At 70.0% G+C, this 25,929-nt stretch carries 28 protein-coding genes and 1 pseudogene; 1 reads left to right on the top strand and 28 read right to left on the bottom strand.

What is annotated here, in order from left to right; all coding sequences use genetic code 11:
• Positions 1-448 precede the first annotated feature (448 nt).
• The 18 genes from ACIBEA_RS38995 to ACIBEA_RS38910 all read right to left on the bottom strand — a co-directional run bounded on the left by ACIBEA_RS38995 (position 449) and on the right by ACIBEA_RS38910 (position 16,618).
• On the bottom strand, positions 449-928 hold the full coding sequence (locus ACIBEA_RS38995; RefSeq protein ID WP_399268214.1) for a hypothetical protein: 480 nt from the start codon (positions 926-928) through the stop codon (positions 449-451).
• A gap of 917 nt (positions 929-1,845) precedes the next feature.
• Complete coding sequence (locus ACIBEA_RS38990) at positions 1,846-2,232, bottom strand: hypothetical protein (protein WP_399268212.1); 387 nt, start codon at positions 2,230-2,232, stop codon at positions 1,846-1,848.
• A 46-nt stretch (positions 2,233-2,278) separates the two neighbouring features.
• On the bottom strand, positions 2,279-2,908 hold the full coding sequence (locus ACIBEA_RS38985; protein WP_399268210.1) for a TetR/AcrR family transcriptional regulator: 630 nt from the start codon (positions 2,906-2,908) through the stop codon (positions 2,279-2,281).
• 368 nt (positions 2,909-3,276) lie between these two features.
• Positions 3,277-3,909, bottom strand: coding sequence for a bifunctional DNA primase/polymerase (locus tag ACIBEA_RS38980; RefSeq protein WP_399268208.1), 633 nt, complete (start codon positions 3,907-3,909; stop codon positions 3,277-3,279).
• Positions 3,910-4,008: 99 nt separating this feature from the next.
• On the bottom strand, positions 4,009-4,473 hold the full coding sequence (locus tag ACIBEA_RS38975) for a hypothetical protein (RefSeq protein WP_399268206.1): 465 nt from the start codon (positions 4,471-4,473) through the stop codon (positions 4,009-4,011).
• 121 nt (positions 4,474-4,594) lie between these two features.
• Positions 4,595-6,376, bottom strand: coding sequence for a hypothetical protein (locus ACIBEA_RS38970; RefSeq protein ID WP_399268204.1), 1,782 nt, complete (start codon positions 6,374-6,376; stop codon positions 4,595-4,597).
• Between the two features lie 286 nt (positions 6,377-6,662).
• Positions 6,663-6,806, bottom strand: coding sequence for a hypothetical protein (locus ACIBEA_RS38965; RefSeq protein WP_399268202.1), 144 nt, complete (start codon positions 6,804-6,806; stop codon positions 6,663-6,665).
• Positions 6,807-7,289: 483 nt separating this feature from the next.
• Positions 7,290-8,177: a hypothetical protein gene (locus ACIBEA_RS38960; protein WP_399268200.1), complete on the bottom strand. Its 888-nt coding sequence runs from the start codon at positions 8,175-8,177 to the stop codon at positions 7,290-7,292.
• Positions 8,174-8,722 carry a hypothetical protein gene (locus tag ACIBEA_RS38955; protein ID WP_399268198.1) on the bottom strand — a complete coding sequence of 183 codons (549 nt, stop codon included), beginning with the start codon at positions 8,720-8,722 and terminating at the stop codon, positions 8,174-8,176. The genes ACIBEA_RS38960 and ACIBEA_RS38955 overlap by 4 nt, the downstream gene beginning before the upstream one ends.
• 49 nt (positions 8,723-8,771) lie before the next feature.
• Positions 8,772-9,137 (bottom strand): hypothetical protein, encoded by a 366-nt coding sequence (locus ACIBEA_RS38950; RefSeq protein WP_399268195.1) that lies wholly within the window; start codon positions 9,135-9,137, stop codon positions 8,772-8,774.
• Between the two features lie 103 nt (positions 9,138-9,240).
• A complete protein-coding gene (locus ACIBEA_RS38945; protein WP_399268194.1) occupies positions 9,241-10,191 on the bottom strand; it encodes a hypothetical protein in 951 nt (316 codons plus the stop codon).
• A gap of 245 nt (positions 10,192-10,436) precedes the next feature.
• Positions 10,437-11,267 (bottom strand): YgjP-like metallopeptidase domain-containing protein, encoded by an 831-nt coding sequence (locus ACIBEA_RS38940; RefSeq protein ID WP_399268192.1) that lies wholly within the window; start codon positions 11,265-11,267, stop codon positions 10,437-10,439.
• A gap of 171 nt (positions 11,268-11,438) precedes the next feature.
• Positions 11,439-12,134 carry a hypothetical protein gene (locus ACIBEA_RS38935; RefSeq protein ID WP_399268190.1) on the bottom strand — a complete coding sequence of 232 codons (696 nt, stop codon included), beginning with the start codon at positions 12,132-12,134 and terminating at the stop codon, positions 11,439-11,441.
• Positions 12,135-12,534: 400 nt separating this feature from the next.
• Complete coding sequence (locus tag ACIBEA_RS38930; RefSeq protein WP_399268188.1) at positions 12,535-13,497, bottom strand: DUF4007 family protein; 963 nt, start codon at positions 13,495-13,497, stop codon at positions 12,535-12,537.
• A 242-nt stretch (positions 13,498-13,739) separates the two neighbouring features.
• Positions 13,740-14,750, bottom strand: a complete 1,011-nt coding sequence (locus ACIBEA_RS38925; RefSeq protein ID WP_399268186.1) for a hypothetical protein — start codon at positions 14,748-14,750, stop codon at positions 13,740-13,742.
• A 153-nt stretch (positions 14,751-14,903) separates the two neighbouring features.
• Positions 14,904-15,212 carry a hypothetical protein gene (locus tag ACIBEA_RS38920; protein WP_399268184.1) on the bottom strand — a complete coding sequence of 103 codons (309 nt, stop codon included), beginning with the start codon at positions 15,210-15,212 and terminating at the stop codon, positions 14,904-14,906.
• A 95-nt stretch (positions 15,213-15,307) separates the two neighbouring features.
• Positions 15,308-15,778 (bottom strand): hypothetical protein, encoded by a 471-nt coding sequence (locus ACIBEA_RS38915; protein ID WP_399268182.1) that lies wholly within the window; start codon positions 15,776-15,778, stop codon positions 15,308-15,310.
• 285 nt (positions 15,779-16,063) lie between these two features.
• A complete protein-coding gene (locus tag ACIBEA_RS38910; protein WP_399268180.1) occupies positions 16,064-16,618 on the bottom strand; it encodes a hypothetical protein in 555 nt (184 codons plus the stop codon).
• Positions 16,619-16,758: 140 nt separating this feature from the next.
• Between ACIBEA_RS38910 and ACIBEA_RS38905 the strand changes: the two genes are divergently transcribed.
• Positions 16,759-17,091, top strand: a complete 333-nt coding sequence (locus ACIBEA_RS38905; protein WP_399268178.1) for a hypothetical protein — start codon at positions 16,759-16,761, stop codon at positions 17,089-17,091.
• 78 nt (positions 17,092-17,169) lie between these two features.
• Here ACIBEA_RS38905 and ACIBEA_RS38900 read toward each other — a convergent pair whose 3' ends face one another.
• The 10 genes and pseudogenes from ACIBEA_RS38900 to ACIBEA_RS38855 all read right to left on the bottom strand — a co-directional run.
• The gene (locus ACIBEA_RS38900) at positions 17,170-17,862 is read right to left on the bottom strand and encodes a GNAT family N-acetyltransferase (RefSeq protein WP_399268176.1); all 693 of its coding nucleotides are present in this window, start codon (positions 17,860-17,862) and stop codon (positions 17,170-17,172) included.
• A gap of 144 nt (positions 17,863-18,006) precedes the next feature.
• Positions 18,007-19,323, bottom strand: coding sequence for an Eco57I restriction-modification methylase domain-containing protein (locus ACIBEA_RS38895; RefSeq protein WP_399268174.1), 1,317 nt, complete (start codon positions 19,321-19,323; stop codon positions 18,007-18,009).
• Positions 19,320-20,630, bottom strand: a complete 1,311-nt coding sequence (locus tag ACIBEA_RS38890) for a hypothetical protein (protein WP_399268172.1) — start codon at positions 20,628-20,630, stop codon at positions 19,320-19,322. The genes ACIBEA_RS38895 and ACIBEA_RS38890 overlap by 4 nt, the downstream gene beginning before the upstream one ends.
• A 263-nt stretch (positions 20,631-20,893) precedes the next feature.
• Positions 20,894-21,412, bottom strand: a complete 519-nt coding sequence (locus tag ACIBEA_RS38885) for a hypothetical protein (protein ID WP_399268170.1) — start codon at positions 21,410-21,412, stop codon at positions 20,894-20,896.
• Positions 21,413-21,556: 144 nt separating this feature from the next.
• A complete protein-coding gene (locus tag ACIBEA_RS38880) occupies positions 21,557-22,021 on the bottom strand; it encodes a hypothetical protein (RefSeq protein ID WP_399268168.1) in 465 nt (154 codons plus the stop codon).
• A complete protein-coding gene (locus ACIBEA_RS38875; protein ID WP_399268167.1) occupies positions 22,018-23,001 on the bottom strand; it encodes a hypothetical protein in 984 nt (327 codons plus the stop codon). Before ACIBEA_RS38875 ends, ACIBEA_RS38880 begins: the two co-directional genes overlap by 4 nt.
• Before the next feature lie 111 nt (positions 23,002-23,112).
• Complete coding sequence (locus ACIBEA_RS38870; protein WP_399268165.1) at positions 23,113-23,535, bottom strand: hypothetical protein; 423 nt, start codon at positions 23,533-23,535, stop codon at positions 23,113-23,115.
• Between the two features lie 332 nt (positions 23,536-23,867).
• The gene (locus ACIBEA_RS38865; protein WP_399268163.1) at positions 23,868-24,623 is read right to left on the bottom strand and encodes a hypothetical protein; all 756 of its coding nucleotides are present in this window, start codon (positions 24,621-24,623) and stop codon (positions 23,868-23,870) included.
• A 25-nt stretch (positions 24,624-24,648) separates the two neighbouring features.
• Entirely contained in the window at positions 24,649-25,491 is an 843-nt protein-coding gene (locus tag ACIBEA_RS38860; protein ID WP_399268161.1) for a hypothetical protein, read from the bottom strand.
• Between the two features lie 76 nt (positions 25,492-25,567).
• A pseudogene (locus ACIBEA_RS38855) lies at positions 25,568-25,909 on the bottom strand (HU family DNA-binding protein); the annotation flags it as partial.
• Positions 25,910-25,929: the final 20 nt, after the last annotated feature.

Raw genomic sequence — 25,929 nt, 5'->3', positions numbered from 1 at the left:
GCCCGCGAGCACGAGCGCCTCTACCCCACCCCCGACCAGCACGACTACGACCTCACGGCCTGAACAGCGATCTTCCCTCCGGGAGAGCTACACCCATCGAGGTTCCCCACAGACAGGAAGTACATCGGTGCCCGGCGTCCCCATACCGTGCGGCAGGCCCACTGGCTGACGACGCCCTGGGTAGGGTCGTTGACACCCGCTTCCCGCAGCTGTCCGGCGGGCAAGGCGTCGGTTGAAGTCTGGGGGAGGAACGCCTCCCAGCGGAGCCACCCGTAGGCGGTTCGCTCCCGTATGAGCCGCAGTTCGGCCGCGGCGGGGCGTAGCAGGGCCGTGGGCCGCAGACTCAACTCGGTTGCCGCGGAGTGGTACAGCCTCATCGCCTCCCGCAGGGCGCTGCACCAGCGGCCCGCATCCCCGTCGAAGGGAACGGGGCCGGCGGCCCCGGTGTTCACCGTCCACCTTCCGCGTCGGGGCCGGAGGCCGGGCAGGATCGCAGGGCGGTGCGGATCGCCGACTTCTCTGCGACGGAGACCGTCAGCCGGTACTTTGCCTTGCCCCGTACATGGTCGGCTGCGTACCACCAGTGGGTTTCGCCGCGTGGCGGCAGCCGTAGGGAGGCGTCCCTGGCCCGGACGACGCCGGCCAGGTCCCAGGCCAGGATGCCTTGGCTGGTGGGGCGCTGGTTGTTCGACAGGCCGACGGTGCCGCCATCGCTCCAGGCTGGCCCGAAGACCTCGCGGCTGAAGCCGGAGAGGGAGGTATGGGAGCGCACCGGCAGACCATCAGGCTGGGCCAGCGCGGGCGCCGCCGGTGCGGCCGCTCCCGGGGCGCCGTCAGCACTGGAGGGCACCATCGTGAGGCGGCCGCAGGCGGATGCGGCCGGCCTACCGTCGAGTACGAGGCCGGCGGCAAGGAGGCGGTGAGCCATGAAAGGTTCCTGTTCAGGTCGTAGGAGCTCCGTCATCTGCTACAGGTGCCGAGATGGGGGCCGGTGTGACACTCCGCCCGAAGATTTTTCGGGCGGGCGCTGCCGGGCGCACCGGTGCGTGTCCGTTGGGCCATTGAGATTCGCGGTTTGCTGGCTGCCCGTACGGGGTGTTTTCTTCGTCACGAGGCTGGCTGCCGTCACGTTGCCCCCTGCCGGGGTAGCAGTCGTTCCGGTATACCGGGCTGCCCTGGCCGCCAGGCCGAGCGGCCGAACATGGACCGGTAGGGCCGGTCTTGCAGACAACGGCCCGCGGTGCAGTGCGCTACGGCGCAGTAGGAGGGTCCGAGGTGACGTCTGGCCCTGCGGGTCGCGGCCGTGGTGCTCGCGGAAGACGATCCGTAGCGGGGGAGAGGGTGGCACCCTTCCACGGCAGTCACGGCGTCCCGTGGTCGCTCCGTCCCGTCCAGCGGACGTGCCCGTTCGTCTAACGCCGCCGTCAGGGCGCGTACTGCCTGCTCCGGTGACTCGGGCGGCCCTGGGCGGCCCACGGCGGGGAGGGCACGGCGGAGGTGGCGTACGCCCTGGGCGGTTGTCCTGGCCGGGCCAGCGGTGTGCACGGCGGCGAGGTAGGTGTCGGACAGGGGGGTTGCGCTCCGCTGTAGCGGTGCACTGGTCGAGCTGCGCGTCCGTCTGGTCGGGGCCCCTCGTCTCACGGAGGGCTTCGAGAGCGACGGCGCGGGCGAGGACGGCCCGGATATGGTCCCGGCAGACGTGGCCGGGTGTGCCGTAGCGGTGGACTTGGCGGGCGGTGCCGATCGACGTTATCGGCACTGCGTGGATCGGGCTGAAGGCCGCCCCGGGGCGGGACGGCCTTCCGGTGGGGTTCGTGCAAAGGGCGGGGTGACAGGGCCGGTGGTTCAGTGCGTGTGCGGGAAGGGGATCACCATGACACCCGAGTTGAGCTTCATCTCGGACAGCAACTGCGATGCCCGTCCTCCCGCTGTGCCGGGTCCGCCGGAGTCCAGGCTGATGGAACCCAGACGCGGCCCGCGAGCGGGAAAGAGGTGGACCGTGGCGTCGGGTGAGTTGCGCTCCCAGACACTGACGGCGGCGTAGGCGAAGCGCCGGAAGTCGGGGTATTGCTCCACGACGGCGAGGGAGAGCGCGGCGATCAGTTCGGGGCTCGCGGCGGCGACCGAGGGCGGGAGGAGGGGGCGCCTTCGGCGCGGCCGGACGCTGACGATGACGAAGATGATGGCCGTGCCGAGGATGAAGGCGAGAACGAGCGCGCCGGGCTGGAACATGAGACCCCCTTGGTGGTCGGTGCGGGCGGGTTGGTGAGACGGGGCGCTAGTTCGCGTGGGTGGTGAGGGCGGCGTGCACGACGTGGGCGAGTCCGTCGCGGCGCGTCTTCCTGCCGAGGCCGTTGAGGGTCGGGGAGCCCTCGTGTCCGGCGGCCGAGGCGAGCATTGTCACGAGGCCGTGGACCAAGGCCTTGCGCGCCGAAGTGGTGGGGCCGTTCGGCTCGGCGGCGGATGCGAGGACTCGGACTACGGGGCGGGTGACAGCGGCATAGGCCTTCACGAACCGGGGGTCCTGTTCGGCTGCGACGGCCGTCAGGATGCGCATCACCGGGATGTGGTTGCCCCACGTGTCGAGTACGGCGTTGACGAACTGGGTGGTGCCGGTCACGTCGTCCAGGGCCCAGGGGCCGTCGTTGTGGGCGCCCAGGGCGGCCGTGGTCTCCTCCACGAGGGGAGCAGCTGCCTCCAGCACGGCTTCGTCGATCCCGGCGAAGTACTGGTAGAAGGTCGCGGGAGACGTACCCGCCTTGCGGGCGACCATGGCCACGGTGATGGCCCGGTAAGAACCCTCGGCGAGCAGCTCGACGGCCGTGTCCACAAGGCTCTGGCGGGTCTCGCGGGCTCGCTGGCCAGCGATGCGGCCATCAGTCGTACGGGTCAGTACAGATGCGGACACAGTCGTCTCCTGAGTCGGAAGGAAGGAAGGAGTGCCGGGGCGGGGATGCCGCCGCCCAACTGATAATTACACTACACGGAATAATAGATATAGGCAACGTTCTATTGTCGACGAGGCGCGCCGCCCGGCGTTCGGTGTGACGCCCGACGCGCCTGCGCCCGCACCGTGCGAGCCGCAGCCCCGAGCCGGCCTGTGCGTGGCGAATCCGCTGGTGCCCAGGCGGGGCTTCTCATGGTGGCCAGTGGCGCTTCGGCGGCTATGTGAGGCAAGGAGCCGCGCTCTGGTGCCTCAGCCCTGCAGCTTCTGGTGTCGCGGCCGCACTCAAGCTCGGCCTTGGCGCCCGCCAGGCGATCGAAGCCTCAGTCGTTCTACTTGGCGGGCAAAATGCCGGCGGCGCACTCCTTCGAGGTCTGGGCGCCGGACAGGTGGCGGGCGAGGTAGTCGGGCCACCGGCCAGCCGGGCCGTCGTGAGCGATCTCGTACGTGCCATCCGTGACAACGCTGCCCGGCAGCGGAACGAAGGTGCCCGCTGAGCGGATCGCGACGTGCCAGCCCAGAGCGCTGTCCGTTCCGGTGCTGGCCGCCGGGCAGGGGCCTTGCTGGGGGTGGGCGAAGTACAGGTGCATCCCCCCGCCGGGGGTGGCGACTGTGTAGACCTCGAAGGGGAACCGGGCGTTCATGCTCTCGGTGAGGTCGGCCAGGACGTCTGCCCCGTCGTGGATGCCGGCGGAGCGGTGTCGGAGCGGTGGCCGTTCGCCTGGCCGGGCGGGTGCGAGGTCGAGGACGATGAGGTTGGAGGGGCACGGAATGACGGCCACGTTGTAGGGGCCGTGGTCCCAAGCGGTGCTGATCCTTTCGGGGTCGCAGGTTGCTTTGAGCTGCCAATCCGGGACCGCTGGTGTGAGGGAGCCGGGTCTGAGTGGAAAGACTCGCCATCCGCGCTCGGCGGCAGCCAACGCAGCGGTCTTGAGGGTCTGGCGGGAAGGAAGCGAGTGGATCACGGGGGCGGGACCTTCAGGCAGGCCCGGCCGCCGCACAGCCTGTCGGGGGCCGGGCGGCGAACGGGGCGTGGCGTGGGGGAGGGTGGCTTCAGGGGGCCATCACGCGGCTTCGCCCGGTGTCGTGGCTGCAGGGCGGGCGGCCATGCGGTGGGCGAAGGCGTGAAAGGCGACGATGGCCGTGGCGATCGCCAGACACAGGTAGCCGAGTGCCGATCCCCGGGGGACGAAGCGGTCGCTGTCGTCGCCCATCAGGGCGATGCCAGCGGTGACGGCGCACAAGGTCAGGAGCGCGTCGAGCCCGACGGCGGCGCCGGTCCAGCCCCGTCGGGCCGCAATCCCCAGCGGCTTGGCGGGCCCGCCCTGTGCGGCGGTGGAGCGGTCTGCGCGACGGGCCAGCTGGAGCACGGCCACCGCGATGACAGTGAAGGGGGTGACGAACAGGAGCATGGCGGGCAGGCGGAAGATGAGTACGGCTCCGGCGAGCAGCGTTGTGACGAGGTAGGTCGTGTGCAGCGGGCGGTAGCAGTGGTCCCCCAACAGCAGGGCGGATTGGTCGTGATTCATGGCATTCCTCGTTCCGGAAGCGGCGTCCCTGGAAGGGGACTTGGAGGTAGGGGCGGGGCTGGTGCCCCGCCCGGACGAGATTTGACGGTAAATGCATGTGATTGCAGAGTTATGCAATCTCTTAGGTGTGGCTGAGTGCTCCCTTGGGTGTGGTCTGGGCTTGGGTTCGCCGGCTACGGGCCCGGAACATCCGGTCGGACCAGGGCGCATCCGCGGGCCCCACGACGTGCTCCGGGATCGTGATCTCGTCGTGGGCGCAGCCCTCCGCCATCTGGCGCTTGGCGTGTTCGTGGGAGTTCGGGCACTGCTGGCGCTCGTGTTCGCCGCGCCAGTACCGCACGGCCAGCTTGTAGCCTGACGCGCTCCCGGTCCTGCTGCGCCGCTGGGCCCGGTATTGCTCGCCCGCGTCCGGGTCAACCCACACGGTCGTCACCTGGCCGGAGTCGGTGATACCCCGGCGCCGGTCCGAGCGCTGATCGCGCGGCCGGGCCGCATGGACCTCCTCGGACAGCACCCTCACCGACGACCGCTCGTGCTGCGTCAGCAGCTCCCACAGGCTCCGCACGTGGCGGGCGATCAGCTCGTTGCGGCCCTGGCGGCCGGAGCCCTCCAGGAAGCGCTCAGGGTCGTCCGGGTCTCGCAGTCGCGCCTGCGGTTCCACGATGTCGCCGGGGCGGAGCAGCAGCGTGTCGTAGGGCGCGAACGGCAGCGATCCCAATGACCGGTCGCACGTGAGAGCAGTGACCCAGGTCCAGGACTGGTTGCCCTGGGGAGCTTCAAGGTGCTCCAGTTCCCTGCCGCCGTCGAGCGCCAGGGCCCACCCCTCCGTCTCCTCCGGTACCCAGGGACCCCACACGTAGCCGACGATCCGGCGCTCGTCGGGAAGAGTGAACGGGGCGTCGAGGATCATCACTCCCCGGGTGGAGGCGGACGGAATGTGATGCCGTTCGAACGGCGTTGTCGGCCGGTCGGCGTTCCGCTGGAGGCGGCGCAGAGCCATCTGCGCGGTGGAGTCGGTGATCTGCCATAGACGTGCGGAGCGGGCCCGGTCGGCCTCCTGCCGCAACTGGGTCACCACGGCGGCCTCAAGCCCCCCAGGGTGCCAGTACGGGGCCACGGGTTCGCTGACCTTGCGGTACTGCTCGGCCTTGGCAATCGCCCAGGCGAGATCCTGGGAATGGAGGTCCACGTAGCGCCGCCGCCAGTCGCGGATGCGCCGCCAGTCGGTTTCCGCCCACGGCGCGCCAATGGTGTCCGTGAGCGCGGGTCCGGCGGCGGGATCGTGTCCCGGGTCCAGACCGAGGGCGCGGAACCTGCTCGCCTGTGCCCGCTCGTCGTCCACCGTCCCTTCGCCGCTGTCCAGGTACACGGTCCGGTAGGCGTCCTCCCGGTCGACGGCCCATTCGATGCCCGCCAGTTTGGCCAGGGTGGCCCCGATGGTCTCCCTGTCGGAGATTTCCAGGAAGCGTCCGATGAACATCTGGACGGTCTGCGGCGGGATGTTGCGCGTCGCGAAGCGCAGCAGTCGGCGCAGCAGCGAAGAGCCGGGGCCGCTGATCGATCCCGACTGCTCCAGCGCCATGTCGGCCAGGCGCGCCTCGTTCGCTGAGGCGTTCGCCAGGTGCGAGTAGGCCTGGTAGAAGACGCTCAGCTCCTCGCCCTGGTCCATCACGTCTTCGACTGCCACGCCCAGCGCGTTGAGGGCGGAAGCGCTCGGCTCCGGTCCCATCTCCTCCCAGGGGCGGATCGCCCTCGCCGCAGCCAGGTGGAGAGCCCCGTACAAGTTGAGCTGCCGCTTGGTGATGATGGCGATCTCGTCCACGGGCACCTGTCGACGGCTGGATGCGGCGGCGACGTTCATGAGCACGTCGGAGTCCGTGGCCCGGGGCAGATGGGCAAACATGACAGTGACCTCGCGGAAGGATTGGGAGAGTCCGGGCGAACCCCGGTGATGCCACGAACATACATGCGAAACCAGAGATATGCAACGGTCTTTTGTTTTACTGTCCCCGGGTCTTGGGTGTCGACGGGTCCCAGCCCCCGGGCGCCCCGGGCGGGAGGCGTTCAGTCGGCACCTGACCCCGCTGTCTAGCCGGCACCTGCACCCCCGGCTTCGCGGGCGGCCGTGTCGAGACTGCGGTCGGCAGCCGCCACGCGGCGCATCGCTGGAGAAGGTGTTGCGGCGCGGCTCAGACCGGGGTGGCACCGGCAGCGGGTTGCAGCGGGATACCCAGCGGGGTGCGCTCCGTTGACTCCTCCTGTCCGCGCATGGCCGTGTCGGGCAGGAACGCGACACGGGCGAACCGGTCGATCCTCTGGACCAGGTCGAGCATGACGTCCGGATCCCGGGGGGTCGTCGTCCCCCCAGAGCGCCGCAATCCGTGCAGGGGTGCTGGCCTGTACATGTTGGTATCCGCGCCACGTCCACGGGTAGTCCCACAGGACCTTGCCGTGGGCGTCCCTGACGGAGTCGAGGCGTAGTTCCTCGTCCTCGGCGGATCTGGTGAGGACGAGGAAGTGCGCACCGGGGAACTGGGTGAGCAGCGTTGCCCTGAGGAGCGGAAGGATTGCCTGCGCGGCATGGGCCGCGGCCCGCTCGGCCGATGTCAGGGTGCTGACCGGCTTCAGGTTTTCGGTGATCATGCTGGGGGCCTCCGGGGCCGACGGGGTGCCGCGCCGCTAGGTGTGATGCCGGCGTGGCACCGGGGGTTGTCTGACGGCCGGCACGCTGCCCCACCTGCGGCGGGAGCAGCGCGCCGGGGTTCTGCTTCTGCCTGCGGGGGCAGTCGCCCGCGGTCGGGCCAAGGCGGGGCGGGTCAGGCCGGCCAGTACGGGGACCGGGTCGAGGTCGGGTACATCACGGGGTTGGCCTTCTGCGCGGCGACCGCGCGTGCCGCGCGGCGCCGGACTGCTTCCTCCAGGAGCTGTGGCTGGCCAAGCGCGTCGCCGCAGGACACGGTGACCTGTCGGCCGAGCCTCCACAACTGGGCGTTGACAGCGCAGCACGCGGCGTTGAGGGAGTCGATGTCGTTGAGCCACCAGCGGTGGCTGGCCGGGTCCATACCGTCTCTGCGCATGGCCGCGGCGGCGGCCCGGGCCATGGTGCCGGTTCCCGCGGCGGGTTCAAGTAGGAGGCTGCCGGGTTCCAGGTCGGTGGCGAAGGTGGTCTCGCCGACGTGGTCGGCGGCGATCGCCGGGGTGAAGAACTCCCCGGTCCTCTGCCGCTCGGTGTAGGGGCGCATCCGGGTGATCAGCAGTCCAAGGATGTCGTCCGACTCGGCGCGGGCCGTATCGGAGCAGTACTCCAAGAGCCCGGCCCGGATAAGGACTCGAGCGTAGTCGGCGAGGCCCCGGACGTCGTTCTCGCTCGGGTGGGAAAGCCATTCGTGGAGCGGTCGCGCGGCTTCGGCGAGGTCGGGATCGTATGCGTAGAAGGAGTTCCATCCCGCCCTCAACACGTCTATGAGTTCTTCGTCGCGGAGCGGGATCAGCAGCGGCCCGTAGTCGTACCCGTCGGGGTGCGTGGGGGCGGAGAGGGCGAGGCCGGCCAGGGCTCCGACCGCGATGGCCCTGTCTCCCGAGCCTCCGCGGTTGGCGCTCCACCAGGCGTGTGCGGCATCGGCGATGGCGTGGGCGTGGTCCCGCCCGCTCTCCGGCGCCATGAAGCGCCGGAACCCAGCGGGCGGGATGCCGTACAGCGTCACGTCCGGCCCGCCTGCGCAGCGAGCCGGTCGAGCTCGGCGGCGAACGGGGCGAGCACGGTCCGGTTCCGGCCGAGACGGGAGGAGCCGAAGGGCCGTTGCGTGGCGGGGACGCCGCTGGGCTGGAACTCCGTGTCCATGATCCAGGCTCTGTCGGCTGGAAGCCGGGACAGGCGGTAAGCCGCCTTGTTCAACAGGCCGCTCAGGTCGAACAGAAGCAGCTCGGCGTACAGGCCTGTGACGGCGCCTGCGGTGTGCTCGCCGATGACCGGAACGATGCCGAGGTGCTCTTCGGATCCGAGGTCGTCCGTGATGCTGACGGAGAACGTCTCGGCGGCCAGCAGCGGGCGCAGCACGGTCTGTGCGGCCTGGTGGGCGGCCGGGAGGTTGAGGGGGGCGGTGACGATCTGGGCAGCGAGGCTCAGCGGGTCATGCGTCATGGAGGTCGGAAGGCCGAGCGGGGCCAGTTCGCGCAGCAGTGCATCGCGGCCCAGGGTGGCCAGGTACCAGATCTGCCGCTGTTCGGAGGTGGGAGCGGTGGTGTTCAAGGCGGTGTCCCTTCGGTGGGTTTCCGGTGGGTTGGCGGGTGACGTGGTCTCAGGGGGTTGCGGGTCCGGTGGAACGGTGGGGCCGCCCGTCGCGGAGTTCGATGACAGCTCCGGTCTCGAATCCGCGGGCCAGGCCGAAGACCCCGCTCATCCGCTTACGGGCCTCGGTGCTCTGGCGCTCTTCGCCCGGCTTGTAGCAGCCGGTTCCGGTGAGGTATTTGACGACCTGAGCTGTGACTTCTTCGCGATTCATCGCGACATGGGCTACACGTCCGCGGGTCGTGTACTTGCCGGAGGAGATGCCGACGAATGCGCCGTCGGTGCCGACGATGAGGATCTCGTTGGCGTAGGTCCAGCTGTAGTCGGTGGGGGAATTGCTGTAGTTCGTGTCGGATGCAGAGACGACGAGCTTCATGGGTGCTGCCTTCTGGGGGGGGATGCGTAAAGCGAAGTGGAGTGGGAGGCGCCACCTCGACCACAAGGAAGACAATACAAGAAGTAACGGAGTTATGCAACGGTCAGGTGGTGGGTGAACCCGGCAGCGGCCGCCGGTCGGCCTCCCACTTCGGGTACGGCATCGCGGGCATCCCGAATACCGTCCGCGACCGGTCCTGCCGGGTGCGGCCGGCGAGGAGCAGGTAGCGCAGATTCCCCGGATGCCGGGTCGGGTGGACGCCGATCGCGGGCAGCACCTCGGCGAGCCAACCGCTGGGGCTTTCTTCCTCGCGCCGCGGCCGGGCTCCAAGCGATTCCAGGTTGCGGATGACCGCCTGCGCACCCGCCTCGCCGCCGGTGACCTTTGCCTTGGACCGCGCGCTGAGCACGGAGCCGTCCGGCAAGAACAACAACGACCTGGCCGTGCTCCGGCCAGCGAAGCGGGCCCCCAGCGCCTGGTAGACGATGCCCAAATGGCCGGGAGAGGCGATAACGGTTCCGTGGTCCGTCCGTCGCTTCCTCGACATCGGGTCGGCGAAGGAGACAACCCCGCGCACCCCGTGGTCGGCCGCCATCCGCAGCGCCTGCGCAACCAGGAATGTTTCCCCGTTGGCGGGGACGGAAGCGCTGACGACGAGCCGGGCCAGTTCGACGCTCTGCGCGTAAGGGATCAGCCGGGGGAAGGCGTGCGTGAGCACGCGTTCGTTCATGGGTGAGGCGAGCACGGTCACGCCCACCAGAGCGTGTCCGTTAACCGTCTGGCCGTCGGGGCCCGCCTCCGCTTCGGTATCCAGCAGCCCGAAGCGGTGCATGGCAGCCGGCCATCCGGAGAGGTAGTGCTGCTCGGTGACGTAGCGTCGGGCCGTCACCTCGTCGAGCCGGACAACCAGGTAGCGCTCCCTGCGGAATCCACCTTCGGAGACGTGGCGCCAGCTCGGCACCCCGAACGTCCACCGCTGCGCGTAGCCTTTCGGGTGCCCGGAGGTGATCGCGCGCAGCTCGCCAGCGCCGGGAACGATCCGGGCCCCGCTCACACTCGCTCCCAGCACGCAACAAGGGCGCACGGGAGGCGCTCATGCCACCGCTGGGCGACGCCGCGGCAGTTGGCCTCGCTCGTGCCCGTGCCGCTGCCCGCGTAGACGCGACATCGGCGGAGGCGTCTGCCGTGGGGACGGAGGGCGAGGGGGCTCTCATCCATGGAACCAGTTCCTTTCGGCCCGAACTGCTGGGGCGTGATGGTGTGGCGGACGGTGCCGGGGCCGCGGGCGGGAGCCCTGCATCAGCTGGTGGATGTACGGATGTCGCCCATCCACACGGTGGCGCCCTCTCGCGTCAGTTCGTCCAGCCTCTGGCGGGCGCCGATCTCGGCGCGTTCGAAGGCACGCCAGAACTCGTGGCCATGGGAACGTCCGCCGGGCCGCATCGCGTGCACCATTTCGTGAGTGAGGACATGGCGCACCAGGGTGGGGCGGAGCTGGAAGGTCTGCCAGGCGATGCGGATCTCGTCGTCGGCCGGGTTCGCCCTCCCGGTATGAACGCCCCAGCGGGTACGGCCGATGTTGGCGGCCGTGACGGACGGCATGGGGCGACGCCCGCCCGTCATCTGGTTCCAAAGAGGCTGGCTCTGAGCCTCCAGCCACGCGTTGCCTTCGCGGATGTACCACGCGATGAGCGGCTTCGCTCCGTGCCGGAAGCTCCCGCGATCGAGTTCGAGCCAGCGGCCCGCCCACGTGCCTCGGGAAGTGGTGGTGCCTTCGTCGTTGACGTGACGGACCGGGTCGGGAGAGTTGTCGACCAGGCGAAGCCGGTTGCTGCGCCCCAGCCACAGGTACCCTTCACCGCCGACGAGCTCCTTGACTGGGATATCCGGGGTGAGTCGCTTGGACCTGAGCAGCATCGAGCCGATCCGGTGGCGGTTCTTGGCAAGGACGGCCATGGTCGCGGCCGAGGACCAGGCACTCGGCACGTGGATCGTGATGCCCTTCTCCCCTGCCTGGATGGTCATGCCCAGGCGCTTGCGGCGGGCGCTGATCTTGATGTTGGTGATGTGGGGGCCGAGGCGCGGGTCCGCGTCAAGGGCGGCGCGGATGGAGGGGACGGTGGTGGTCATGAGGATGGTCTCCGTGTGGTTCCCGGGGCCAAGCCCGGGTTCGACGAACAAGGCCTCCGCGAGTAGCGGCCGGCCCAGGATGAAGGGATCTGCGGTGTGGGCCCAGGCCAGTCGATACGGCCTGAGAGGCTGGCGGGCGCCCTGCACGCGCCGCGCCAGCCCGCTCTCCGGTCAGCTGATGCGGTCAACGTGGGCGAAGATCACGGTGCCCGGGCCATCGAAGTCGAATCCGCGTTCCCCGGAGTGCTGGACGAAGCGGTACGTACCCGGAGCCACGTCCACGACGGTGTCACTCCAGTCGAGATCTGCGGGATCGCCGCCCCGCGCCTGCCAGTGCTCGAAGTCGGCGCACGAGTAGGCCCAGAGGTCCGTGCACACACTGGCCATCCGCGAGCTGTCGGCGAGGGATGGGGTGTCGTCCTCGTCCCATTCCGGGCGGGCCATGATGTAGGTGTCCGGGCCCGTGCGGAAGAGTCCGAGGTCACAGTTGGTGGCCGGTCCGAACGCGCAGCCCAGCGCCGCCATGGCCTCGATTACTTGCGCTTGGCCTCGGGCGGAGTCCAAGCTGGTGAACGCATCGTGGTCAATGCTGAAGACAGAGCGCAGACTGTCGCTGACCAGGAGTTTTCCGGACGGTACTTCGATGGTGACCGTGGTGGTGATCCCGTCCGCGTCGGGGCAGGGCTCCTCCACCTCGGCGACGCCTCCAACGACCCGCGCACTGGGGTAAACGCCGCAAGCGCGGCAGTTGGGCGTGCCACCGGCCAGCAGTAGCACTCCGTCGATCCGGACAGCCTCTGCCCGCGCTTCGCTTCGGAACCAGTGCCCGTTGGGCTCCAACGGCAGGTGAAGTCGCTCGATGTTCATGGCGTGTGCAACTCCCAAAGTGAGCCCGCGCGATGGGACACAGAGGTGGCGGGTCCCGTGCGGATGTGGTGGGTGGGGTTAACGACCCCGACCCGCATCACCATACAAGCAAACATAGAGATAGGCAACGCATCGTGTTGTGCGGCCCCGGTGCGGGCAAAGACGGATCGCCCGCACGTACCCGTTCGTCGTCGAGGATGCTGGCCGCGCGCGAGCGCTCGGCAGGTTGCCCGGGCAGGTCAGGGTGACGCTGAGGCCGCCGCACGTCCCGCAGGGGGTTCCCGCGACTGGCCTGCCGACGCGGTCGATCAGATGGCCCTCGGCCAGCAACTGCCGGTACTCGGCCAGGTAGACGGGAGGGGCACCTCCTGTACGGGACCGCCTCGTGACGAAGAACTGGTCACGACGGTGCTCCAGCCTGAGGGAAGGCGGTCGTCAGGATGAGCTGCGCGAGGGCCGACGGGGGTCCGGTGTAGGCGAGGAGGTCCTCGCCGGCCGCCGATTCCGTCACGGCCAGGCCCTCGTGCTGCGCCGAGGTCGAGCGCAGGGCGCGAAGGAGCCCTGGGCTGTCGGTGAGCAGGAGACGGCCGGGACCGTCGGGGGCCGACGCCAGCCGGGCGACCGCGATGCTGCCGGGCCCGGGGCCGTGGCTCCGGGCGGCGTAGTCCAGGCACGCGTAGGTGAGGACGGAGGCCGGGCACGCCTGTCCGGCGGTGCGGTTGATGGTCAGCGTGTGGGTGCGATCGCCGAAGCCGTTCAGGCTGGGGCCGCTGGTGAGCACGTGAAGGGAGCGGAAGGGGTTGAACAGGGCGTCCTCGACGCGTTCCCCCGGCTGGTCGGGGTCGCTCGGTGCGTACATGCTGACCAGGCAGGCGATGTCGCTGGCCACCACGGACCGAGCGGGTACCCGCAAGCCGGCCCGGTCGGTGGTGCCCGTGATCAGCTCATGCAGCGCCTTGCGGCTGTAGCTTCGCAGGCCCGTGTGCCCGAAAAGATAGCGCCAGCTCGGCACATGACAGGGCGTGGAGCCCAGCAGCCACCAGTGCAGCAGATACAGGCTCGCGACCTCTTCGAGGAATGGGTCCGCCCCCTGCTCGTCGTCGAGGAGCCACTCGCCGCGTGTGGTTGGCGTGAGACCGCCGGCGCACGGCTTGGCCAGACCGAACGCCTGGGACCAAAACCCCATAGCGGGCACCATGCTCGAACCGACGCCGAGGACCACGGTGGCGTCCGGCCGCCGCAGGCAACCGGGATCGTCGAGCAGGGCGAGATGGACCTTGCGCAGCCAGCCGTAGCGGGGCGGGTAGCCTCGGTGCCGACCGAAGGCCGGATGGCATTCGGCTGGCGGTTCCTGGGGTCCCATCAGGCAACTTCTCCTTGGATCAGGTACGGCGTGTCAACGAAGAGAAAGCGGACGGCGGTCGGAGAGGACCAGGCGGCCCACGAGAGCGGCCGGGCCCTCCAGCCTCGGGGCGAGGTGTCGCGGACGAGGAAGTCCCTCTCCCCGACGGGCCCGTCGCCGAACCGCGGGGTACCGCTGAGCCGGACCTCGCGCGGCGGCACGGCACCGTGTGCGACGACGGGCTTGGCGGCCGGGCCAGGGCGCTACCTGCTGGCGATCAGCTCGCGCAGGAGCCGGTCAGCGGTGTGCGAAGCGATCGCGAAGCCGGTCAGTTCGCTGAGCCGATCCCGGTGCTGGACGAGTTCACGCTGATGCACCAGAGTGTCCCGGTCCAGGTCGGCGCGCGCGAGGACGTCTCCGCAGCCGACAACGGCACGGGGGCCGAGGCCCCAGACGACCGCGTTGACTGCCGCCCCGGCGGCGGCGAGAGGGTCCAGTTCGGTCATTACCCAGCCGTAGGAGGCGGGGTCCCGGCCTTCGGCGCGCAGACTCTGCGCCATGGAGCGGAACAGGCCACCAGTGCCGGCGGTGGCTTCGATGAACCATTCCCCCTGCGGCCTCGCCACCGCGGGCAGCTCGGCGCCGAGCATGGCACCCATCAAGTCGCTGATGTCCGGCGGCGTGTGGTACTCGCCGATGCTGCGCCGGGATTCGTGGTGGCGGAGGCTTGTGATGACCCAGGACATCAGGTCGATACGGGACCGGGCGGCGGCATCCACGTCTCCGGTGTGATGGAGGACTCCGTGACGCAGCGCTGCCTGGGTTACGGCCTGGACACCGGAGAGCTGGGTGGGGCTGAGCTCTTCCTCCGTCCAGCCGAACAGCGGCCAGGCGCGGTCCATCAGGTCAGGCCGCAGGTTCCAGTGCGAGGCGAAGCACTCCGCGAAGCCCCGCACAAGGACGCGGGGCGGCTGCGCCGCGATGTAGTTGGCGAGGGCGTCGGCGTGCGCGGCTCCGGGCGTCTTGATCGGCCACAGGGCCAGGGCCGCGACAATCCCTGCGGGGATGTCGAGCCGGCTGCCGCCGGACCGGTACCAGGCTTCGGCCACCGACTCGCCGAAGACCGCTCCGCTGCTGCGGCCCGTCGGGAACGGTGGGTACTGGTGGGTTCCGGCATGCCGGGCGCAGCCGGGGTCGCGGCAAGGCCCGGGATCCGGGGCGAGGGCTGTGGCGGCGGCTCGGCTTACGCGCGAGGCGAGGGGGGTGGAGGACATGGTGACTTCCCGATGAGGTGACCGCCGAGTTGAGGCGGAGTGCTGGGGGCCGGGCTCATGCCCGGCTGTGCGGTGAGGACGGGCCTTGTGGCAAAAGGCAGTCGACCTCCGGTGCGGTGGGGCGGGAGAGGGCGCCCCACCGCACCGGAGGAGTCAGGAGCCGGACGTGGTGGGCGAGGCCGGGGCGTACTGGGTGCACGCGGGCGTGGAGTCCCGGAGATCGGGGCCGCGCAGCCCCCGGCTACTGCGGGGCAGGAGACCGCACTTGCGTCGGTCCTGTCCGTCGTGGTGCTGCTTGAGGACGCTGTGCGCACATCCCCCGCAGAAGGCGGCCGGGTTGAGAAGGTCGACGTCGAGCAGCGGAACCCGCGTAGCCGGGTGAATGCGCTGGTCCAGGTATTCGCGTATGGAGCCGCGCCCCGAGAGGGCCGGTGCGGGAGTGAGGGTGAGGGTGATGGTCACGGCGGAAGTTCCTTCGGGTGGCTATGGAAGCGGAGGGATGGGGCCGGGGCGGTCGGCACCGTGAGCGGGTGCCGACCGGCCCAGCGCGCGCGGGACTACCGGGCCTTTTGCTGCTCGGACCGGTGCGAGTTCCCGGCCGAGCGGGTGATCTCGGTGAAGTCGAAGCCGACGGACTCGGCGTAGTCGCGCAGATCCGTGAGAAGCGTGGCCAGGGCCGCCGAGAAAGAGACGGGGGCGGTGTCAGCCGTGTGTACGCGGAGGACCAGGGCGGCATCGCTGGCGTGCACAGCGAGGTCGAACACGTGGTCTGCGGTGGCCGTGTCATCGGGGTTGGAGATCGGACGGGCATCTCCGGACAACTCGGGCATAGCTGCCAGGTTCCGCTCGTCCAGCCGCGCCCGGGCGTCCCCGTCGAGGCACCGATCGAAGTCGGTGCGCATGTGGGTGGCCAGGTGCATCAGGTCGCACGTGAGGTCGGACAGGGTGAGCCAGAGGTCGTTCTTACGGTTGCGGTAGGCGATGAGGGCGGAGGTGATCTCGGGGGCGGCGAGAGCGGCAACGGGCACAGCGGGCTCCTGATTCGGGGCGTGCGGTGGGAGAGGTCCGGCGGGTGGCTGCACCGCCTTCCGATATGAACAATCTACACGCCATCTCCGAGGTATGCAACGCTTGTGTTGTTCGGGACGACCTGGGATGTCACTGCACGAGGCGACGGCGGGCGCCCCAGTCGGCGGCGCCAGCCGGCCCTGCGCGCGCCTCCGGCAGGGCGGGTGGACGCCCCGCCGCCGGATTGCGCCCATGGAGCATTTCGGCGGTCCGGGCGGCGGGTGCCGTCCGGGCCGCCGGGGGTGTCAGTAGATGAGCTGACCGTCTGGCACGACACGGCCGACCAGGCGCCACGGGGAGCCGTCGGTCGCAACGCTCGTGGGGCACCTGTCAGGCCGGTGGTGCGGTATCGCGATGTCGCTGTCGGAGTAGTTTGACGTGAGGGGGCACTTCGCGCCGCGCGTGCAGCCGTTCCGCTCCGCTGTGAACACGTGATAGACGTCCGGGGACGTCGGCAGGGCCGTGCGGAAGAGCGCCGAGACCCTCCTGCCGTAGGCGTCGGGGCTCTCAGTGCCATACCGGCCGTGCCAGAGGTTCACTCCGTACACGAAAGCCGACCGCGCCTCCCGCTCGACCCGCCAGCGCAGCCCCGAACCGTACTGCGGATTCAGGGGGTTGGCGCGATCGCCCGCCGGTACGGCACCCTCCATGTCGAATACGGATTCCCGCACCCCCGCGAACGCCTGGGGGACGGCGATTGCCCAGTGGGCAGATCCGCGGTCGTCGAAGCGGAACGCCTTCCGGTGCTGGTGCTGGGTTCCGGGCTTACGGTGCTTCGTCAACGGCTTGTTGCGCTTCATGGGTGGTGTACCTCGCTCCTGGATCTGAAGGCGGGTGTATCCCGACTCGACACGCCAAGGGGATTGAAAACGGGGGAAGTTCACGACCCGCAAGCAATAAAGTACACGCCTATCTAGAGATAGGCAACGCTTCGTGGTCCTTGGTCATACTTCCGGGCAAGGGTGAGCGTTCCACGGCCCCGGGGGCCGTGGAACGCCGCTACGGCTACTCGGTGCCGCTGGACGAAGGCTCGTCGGCGCGGCGCGTCCGGGTAGTCCCCGTCCTGCGTCGCGGCATCGTGAACGTGAAGACAACCAGTGCCGTCACGGCCACCCCGGCGGCGGCCACACCCTTCCCCGCGCTGTCCGCCTCGTACAGCCAGACGCTGCTCAGCGCGATCACGGCGCTGGGCAGGCCGAACAGGATGATCCAGCGCCTCCAGGCGTGGCGATTAGTGCTCTGTGTACCGCCGACCTGCATGAGTTCCTCCTGAGTTGTTGAGCCGGCCGCCGCCGGTGGGTGGCCGGCGGGGCCGGTTCGGTGCGAGCGCACCGAACCGGCCCCGCGCGGATTAGAAGCGCAGACTCTGCCCGTCGAAGTGTGCGCTCTTCGGCAGGACGCTGTTCGGCAGAATCCCCGAAACCACAGGTGAGTCCAGGCCGGGGACGTCGGCGAGCGAGGTGTACCGGTCCAGCGGCTTGGCGGCGATCCGGCTCTCCTCCCACTGCTGGCCCACGGTGTACCCGAAGCCGAGGTGGACGTTCAGGGTGCGCATCGTGGCGAATCCGAGCCGCTCGTAGTAATCCTCCAGGCCTGTACGGAAGTTCAGGGTGAGCAGTCCGTATCCGGCGCGGGTGAAGCGCCGTGCGGCGTGCTGGACAAGTTCGGTACCTACGCCACGACCGCGGTGGTCGGGGTGTGCCGCTACGGCGGAGATGTTGCCGATGCGTTCGAGCAGGCTGATCAGGGGGCCGCGCAGCGCGGGGTGGTCGAGACCGTCGTGCATGTAGACCCAGTTCGGAGCGCCGCCCAGGAGGGCGCCCAGCGGCCTGCCGTCTCGATCCTCGGCGAGGATCGCAAGGGAGCGGTGGTGCGACAGGGGGCCCGAGGGGGGTCGGCTGAGTGCCTGGCGCATGTCGTTGAAGTTCGTGGGGTCCTTGGCGCCTTCGGGGTCGGCGGCAGTCGCCAGCTCGATCACGGTATCGATGTCCTGCGGTCCGGCGTCGCGGATGCTGATGGGTGGACGGCTGCGCTTGGCTTTCATGGAGGGCTCCACGGGGTCCCGGAGGCGCGTGGCCTCGATGTCACGGGGGTCAGGAAGGGGGCGGGCGCTGACGCGGCCCGACGACTGAAACCAAATTACACGCACACATAGAGATATGCAACGCCTGATTGTTGGGTGTGCCCTTCACATGGTCGGCGCAGCGTCGGCCTGTTCGAGGATGCTCCCCTTGAGTGCGGCTTCGAAGCGGTCCCGGGCCAGTCTGCTTTCCACGGCTTCCTCGATGGCTCGCCAGACCAGGCCTTGGGCAGGGTCCTGAGGAACGCGTGGCTCTCCTCGGTTGCCTCGGATCGCCGCGACCTTGTCCCCTTCGGGCGGACGGGACCTGTGCACGAGAATGCAGGTGGGCGTTCCGTGTCCAGGGATATAGACCCCCGAGGTGTCGATGATCCACCGGGCGTCGTAGCGCGGCAGGAACTCCTCGATGTACCGCCGGCCGAACTCCCGCTTCATGAATGCGTTCGAGGTCAGCTGGGCCACATAGCCACCGGGGGCGGCCAGGCGCTCGAGCATCAGGGCCGTGAACGGTAGCGCCAGGGAGTACTTGCCCGTCGCCACCTGCGGATAGGCGGCGCGGACGCGGTCGCGCACGAAGGCGTTCTTCGGCGTGATGTACGGCGGGTTCGCCACGCACGCGTGGTAGGCGCCGGCGCGCAGCAGGGGCTCGTCGACGTCGAGCAGGGAGTCGGCCGCGGCCACGTTGACGGGCCAGTTGGGGAGGGCGTCGAGCCGGATGCGGAGGAGGGCGGCGGAGCTCGCCAGGAGTCGGTAGGCGGTCAGCGCGGCAGCGTAGGGGTCCAGGTCTACCCCGGTGACCGCGGCCAGGGCCCGCTCCACGGCCTGGGGCCCGTCCCCGGACAGAGTCCGGCGCCGCCCCCGGAGCGGCGGGACGCGGACCCTGTGGAAGGCGGCCATGACGATGTGCCCGGTTCCGCAGGCGGGGTCGATCATCCGGGCGTCGGCCGGTCCCCACTCCTCCATCGCCGGCTCCAGGGACAGCCGCAGTAGCAAGCGGGCGATCCACGGCGGGGTCTGGCACAGGGCGCGGCCCTTGCGTGCCTCCTCGCTGAGCAGCTGATAGGTGTCGCCCAGGGCGTAGCCGTCGACCAGGTGCTCGTCCTCCAGGCCGGGGTGGCCGGCCCAGAACTCATCGACGGCGGACCAGACTGCGGCCCCGAGCGGCTGCGACCACACCGGCAGCACCGCGGGGTTGGCGAACGGCGCCAGCGCGGGGTGGCAGGACGCGAGGGTCTCCAGGGACTTGAGGAGTCCGTCCGGTCCCGGAGGGCGCGAGTCGAGGGGGAGCAGGCCGTGGTCGTGGGCGTGCCGGGCGAGTCCGCCCGCGTGGATCCACAGGGCGGCGGACCGGCGGTCGCCGGTGTCGCGGGCGACCTCGGCGGTGAGCCGGTCGTAGGCGGCGGCTGGCAGGGTGCGGCTGGTCATGACCCCTCGCTGGGGGTGAGATGCGGCTTCCGCTCGCCGCTCATCTGGTTCCACACGGTGGTGAAGCTCTTGCGGGCCTTGTCGTGGACGCCGGCGGGAGCGATCGCGTAGAAGTCCTCGACCGCGCCGTATGTCTTGCCGTCGGGGCGCATCCGTGTGCGGACTCGGTCGATGCCGAGGCCGTGGGCGCTCGTGGAGTGCTCGACGGGCCGGCCCAGGGCCAGCGCGGCGTTGCGCAGGAAGGTGCCGGCCTCGGCGCGGGTCCCGGTGCGCACGGTCTTCACCGACCGGAACACGGTGCCTTTGATGCTGCTGTCGCGGCACGCGGGCTGGTCGCACCGGTCCCCGTGCTCCTGGCGGCACGTCGGGCGCCGGCCTGCGGTGTAGGCCCGTTGCACCCGGTAGACCGCCCAGTCCTCCTCGTCGAGCCGTGCCCCGAACTGTCCGAGGGCTTCGGTGTTCTGGTCGTCGGTGACCCGCCGGAACAAGGTGTCGTCCTTGTACAGGCTGCTGTTTTCGTTCAGGGCCATGGACACGTACTCCAGGCGGAGCACGCGGGCTGCGAGGTCGGGGTATTTCCGCAGCCGCTTCAGGTGGTCAGGCTGAGGTGAACAGACCCCAGAAAAGGGGCATACCGGGCAGTATGATTTGGCTATGTCCACGCCGAGCTGTTCCTTGACGTACCCCTGAACCGTCTTTCGGTCCCAGCCGAGGCGAATCAACGGAAAATCCAGGGCGAAGGCCGCATGCCCCGTCTTCGCGTCCCGCTGCGCCTGGTGCTTGTTGGCCTTGACGGCGCGCTTGTGTTCGTCCGCGTTGTAGCCGAAGAGCTTGCCGACGGTCTCGCCCTCCGCCTCGCTCTGTTGGAAGGACTCGATCGCGAAGGCCTTGAACTTCTGCGCGCATTTGTGGCCCCCGGAGTACTGGGGGACCGTGCCATTGGCCTCCAGTTCGTCCATGAGGGTCCACCTGCCGCGGCGGAACTGCTTCCAGGGCTGCCTGGTGTCGGAGAGCACCTGGACGCCGGCCTCCTCCAGGTGCCCCGCCCGGGCCACCTGCACGTGCCGGATGCGCCGGGCACGCAGCAACGGCAGCACATGCTCCTGGACGGCCGCGATCGTGTCCGGAAACTCGAAGCCGGTGAGCGCGGTGATCACGGAGAAGTCGGAGAAGTCCTCGGCGATTCCGAAGCGGACCGGATCGTTGAGGATCGCCAGCAGAAGGGCCGTCGAATCGACGCCCAGGCCGTAGGCGAGCGACTTACGGGACGTCGAGCGGAAGTCCTCCAGCGCATTCGCAGAAGCCACCTGCAATACGGCGCCCGAAGGGGAAGGCGCGGGAACGGGTGTGTCGAACAGGGTCAGAGACATGAGACGTACCAAAGGGATCGGGCGGGGGCGAGCCGCGCGGGCTCGCTCCCGCTGGGGGGAGTCAGGTCTGGGGCGGGCGGCGCCGGCCCGGGGTGTCGCGTCTGCGGATCCAAACGAGGTGCACCGCGAGTCCTACGTGGCTGCGCGGGGCTCGGGCCGGGGGCGACGTACAAGCCTCCGTCTGCGTGAACGGGGGGATCTCAGGCGCCCGGCGTCCGCCAGGCCTGGGTGAGCTTTCGCCGAAGGTCGGATTCGTACTCATCGGCCTCCACCCCGTGGACCCTCTCGTAGGCGGCAAGGTCTGTGGGACTGGCGATGTGCTGCCCAAAGTACTCAGGGAATGCCTGTGAGAAGAGGCGCATGTAGAGGTGTGCGGCGCCGGAATTGAGCGGGGCGGGCAAGCTGCTTTCCATGAGCACCGCCATCATCTCGGCGGCCGTCGCGGATCGGGGGTTCTTTCCCTCGGCGAGGCGGTCAAGCAGTTCTGCGGCGTGGGCCCGGTAGAGCCGCTCGGAGGTGTGGAACCGGTTGTGGGTCGGCCGCAGGAGAGGGAAGGCGCGCCAGATCGCGCCTTGACCGCTCTCCTGGTGGCGGTGCTGGGCTGCCTCGATCTCCTGCTCTGCCCACCCCATCGTGGCGGCGAACGGAGCCAGCTGCGTGTCGAGGCTTTGCCGGATGTCGCCAACGGCCTGCGCTGTAGTGGAATTTGCGGTGTTCACGGTGTGTCCGTTCTGATGTCGGTGGAGCCCGACCCGGTCCCACCCGGCAGGCGGGAGCGGGCGGCACGGCCAGAGGCGGACGGGCCGCCGGGAGGACCTGCATCGCGCCCCTCGGTGTAGGCGGCCGACGCGTCCCCCTCGGGGTCAGACCTGCGGCGGAGCGGCGCGCACGGCGGCAACGCCCGCGCGGGTAAGCCAGGGGCGGTACTTGGGGCCGGTGTGACCGTCGTCGCCGTCGTTGGGCTGGACGCCGCCGCCGGTGTCTCGGTACTCGACAAGTCCGAGCCGGGCCAGGGCGACGGCGGTCGGCCATCCGACCTCCGGCCCCAGCGCACCGTCTTCGTTGGCGGAGTCGATGGCGGCGCATTGCGAGCTGTTCAGGAGCGCCCGCCGCCCTGCCCCGGTGATGATGTACGGTCCGCCGCCCGGATCGTCCTGAGCTGCTGCGGGCGCCAGCCGGTATCCGTCGGCGTCGTCGCGGTAGACCAGATGGTCGTCCAGGTAGACCTGGAGCGTCGCGCGGCTGCCGACGGACGTGAGGTGCCCGTCCGGGTGTCCGCACGCGGCACGAAGGTGTTTGGGCGCGGGAGGGTACGGCGCGCTGGTCATCGCGTTCTCTCCAGGGCGAGGACCGGCCCCGCGATGGCGGCCGCCCCCTGCGGGCTCCAGGCCGACGGCTTCGAGTTGCGACAGCCGGAAGGCCCCTCGCAGCATGTCGCGGCGCGCGGGTTGATCCACTGACACAGGGGGCACGCCCACATCAGCCCGGCAGAGACCGCCGCCGAACGGATCGCAGTCTTCTGGCCGTTGTCGCCGCCGGCCAGCAGTTCCTCCAGCACCGTGGGGTGCGGGGCGCGTGCGGTGCTGTCGTCGAGGACGACGGTGTCCTCGACGACGATGCGCAGCGGCACGGTGTCGTCCGGGCGGACGACGTGCTCGGGGTCGGCGCTGTCGAGGTGCACCGAGACGCGCACGGCGCCGTCCACGGGGTCCAGGTAGGTGAAGACGACCACGCCGGCTACTTCGACGCATGCCGGACCGTACTCGTCTGCCGGGTGGAAGACCGCGGCCCGGTTCAGGGCGTCGGCCTCAGCGGCGCCGGGAAAGTCGAAGTCCAGCGGTACGAGGCGGGAGCGCTGCGGTCGGGTGAGGTCCTCGGCGTAAAGGTCGTAGCCCTCGTCCGGCCGATCGCCCCGGCCCCGACCGTAGTAGAGCTCGATGGCCTTGACATTGTCGGCCGGAGGCTGCTCGGGGATGCCCTCCTGGCTGCTCAAGTTGTCCCAACTGCCGCGGACGTGGTCGGCGAGCTCGGCGATCGCAACTCCCTCCGTGGAGTAGGGGGCGGTCTCGTCCGCGTGGCGGTTCCAGATCCGCAGCTGCCAGATCTGCTCACCCGGGCGGGGGCCCAGAAGCGCGGAGACGGCCGGGGAAGGGTCGCCGGTGGCCTGGGCCACCAGCTCAGTGCGCGCGCGGGAGGACAGCTCCCGGTACGGCTGGGAGAGGCCGGCGGCGGCCGGGGAGTCGGCCAGGGTGGCGGCGATCCGGACCAGGGATTCGATGTCGGATGGGCTGAAGCGTTCGGCGATCATGGTTCGTCCTCGTCGAGTCAGGGGCCCGGCGGACACGTGGGAGGCGGGCCGCAGTGGCCGCCGGGCTGAGAAGGGGTTTGCGCCGGGCAAGGCCCGGGCGGGGTCGCCTGGCTACAGGCGGAGGTGGTCTCTGGAGGTGCGCTCGGGGCCGATCTGGATTCCGCTGAATTGCGGGTGGTCGCACGGACTGGTGCTGTCGCCCACCCCGTTGAGATAGACGTGAAGGAGTTCGTCGCGCGACTGGACCGGAGACCACAGGCGCCCGGCCGTGCACCGGTCAAGTTCGTCGCACGGGTGCGAAGATGCGGCCTCGAAGTGATCGGCGTAGCGAAGGTCCAGCCGGTGGGTATCGACCGAGAGCCGGGCGTAGGTGTGGCGGCGGTCGCGGTGCTCAACCGGGACGAGGTAGTCGGCCACGAGCCCGCCGAAGTGCTCGCGTGCGCTCGCCATCATCCGGGCTCGGGCATCGGCCTCGTGGTCGCCCCGGAGGAGGTCGGCGAGCGGGTCGCCGTACGGGATGGGCGAACCGTCCATCGCGAAGCTCCCGCACGTCGGGCAGCTAGCGAAGCGCATCCCCGCGCCCTCGCAACAGGTCGAGAGGCGTTCTCCACAGCAGCGGCAGTGATGGCTATCGCGGGCCAAGTCGTTGGCCAGGCGCATCCGGCAGAAGGGGCACTGGAGGCTACCCGTGGTCCGGTCGTGAGGACGTCGGGGGGCGGGCGGAGCGGAAAGCTTGTGCGTCGGACAGGGCGGCATGGGAGAGCTCCTCGCGGAACGCGGGACGAAGGAAAGGGCCAGGTCCTGAGGTGGGCGGCGATGTGAGCCAGCCCCGACCGGTAGTGACTACAATACAGGCAATTGCAGAGTTAAGCAACGCACATGATGGAGTTGTCCGCTTCGGCTGTGGTGAAGAAGGCCGACAGCAGCGATTCGCACAGGTGCCGGACACCGCCCTGCTCCCACTGGGCATACGTCTCGGGAAGCGAGGCCGACCACCACCGCACCGCCACGACATCTCCCTCGATGCCGACCGTGACCCCGTACCCGTCGGATCGGCTCCAGTCGGCCATCCGCGTATGAGGGGTGAGGAGTTCGACGACCGCCGCGTTCCGATGGACTGTTGCTTCCTTGGCGTTCCGTGCGGACATCCGTACGGCGCTGGCTTCCGCCGGGGTCACCGGGCGGTAGACGGTGCTGGTGCCGTCGGCCTCGGAGATGACGATGGCCCCGCCTTGCGCGGGAAGGACCCTCTCACGGCCGGCCCTGGCGGCCAGTTCGAGCAGCTGCGCGTCGGAGACGACGGAGTCCTGCCGCTTCCCGGGAACCGCGGACGCCCGGTAGCGCTCGCTCTGGACCAAGTCCACGGCGTGGCGGACGTCGAGCATGGTCCGCGCGAGTTCGAGTCCGCCCGGTTGGCCGTGGGCAGCGAAGCGCGCGAGCTCGCTGTGGATCCGGGCGGCCTGCTCGGCGGAAGGTGCGGTGTCCTCACTGCCGGTCACCTCCCGGAGGATGAAGTCGATCATCTGCGCCACGTACGGCGCGGTGAAGGCGGTACGGCGCAGCAGCCGCAGTTCCAGCTGGCCGTACGTGCAGGGAGTGGCTGGGTCGAGTGTCGAATGCATGGGGGCGCCCGTTCTGTGCTGGGGATCAGTGAGGTGGGGTGGGCCTGGGCGGGGACTGGGCGCGGAGGAAGTCCGTCCAGGCGTCGTGCTCGGCCTCGGTGAGCACGGGGACCGGGACGATGGGGGCGCGCCCGAAGCACTGGTCGCAGGGCAGGACGTCGCCCCCGCCGGCGCCGGCGCCGGTGGTTTGCGGGCCTGGGAGCCAGGTGCCGCACAGCGCCGCGATGTCCGGCGCGGGCGGCTGAAAGGTCAGGTGCAGCTGCTGGCCGTCGAGCACCGGACGGATCTGAACGGCTGGCGGGATCTTGGGCCCGGAGCCGAAGTGGCGGGCGAGAAACCGCAGCACCTGCCCTTGGGCGGCCTGCTCCCGTTCGCTGAGCGTCCGTATGTCGGAGGGCGGGCCTGTGACCGTCCGGAGGGGCGGTCGAAGCTCTGCGGTCAGGCGCACGGTGAGTGCCTGCGCCTCGGCGCGGAACGTGGTGGCATCGCCCCGGGGGTCGTGGCTGCGAGGGCCGCACCAGAGCCAGGCGGCCGGGACGAAGACGGCGAGTTTGGCCAGGAGGCTGTAGGAGCTGTTCACGGCCCAGGCGAGGTAGTCCGGGCAGGGGTGGTGTGAGCAGGTTCCGGCCGGGGCCTGGCACAGGCGCAGCTCGAAGCGGATGCCGAGCGCGGTCGCCTGGGTGCGGACGATCCCGAGTTTCGCGGTTCCGTCCGCCGGCCGGTTCCGGTACCACCAGGCGGGTTCGGTGCCCAGCAACGGGCCCGGTTCGGTGCTGGGGCCGGCACCCTGCGCCTCGGCCGCCCGGGCAGCGGCCAAGGAGGAGTACGCCGAGAGGATACGGCCGTCGTCGATCAGGAGGTAGGTCATGGGGACTTCCTGCTGGAGCCCGGGCGTGGGCCGAGCCCACGCCCGGGGAGCTGGCGCGTCAGTGCGCGGACTTCGGGGACGCGGCGGTCAGGCTGCCCTTGGGCGCCTTCCTCACCGAGACCTCGCCGCCCTTGGGCAGCTTCTTGGTGCCGTCGACCAGGTCCTTGAATCCCTGACCGGCGCGGAATCGGGGCACCGAGGTCTTCTTGACCCGGACCCGCTCGCCGGTCTGCGGGTTACGGGCGTAGCGGGCCGGACGATCGACCTTCTCGAACGAGCCGAAGCCTGTGACCGAGACCCGGTCGCCCGCGACGGTCGCCCGGACGATCGCGTCCAGTACTGCATCGACGGCATCAGTGGCCTGCTGCTTGCCACCGAGCTTCTCGGTGACCACTTCCACGAGCTGTGCCTTGTTCATGTCGGAACTCCGTTGCCTGC

It is taken from the genome of Streptomyces sp. NPDC051555 (assembly GCF_044454405.1).
Taxonomy (GTDB): Bacteria; Actinomycetota; Actinomycetes; order Streptomycetales; family Streptomycetaceae; genus Streptomyces.
The sequence above is the reverse complement of the archived record's forward strand: the minus strand, read 5'-3'. Positions and strand labels throughout refer to the sequence as shown.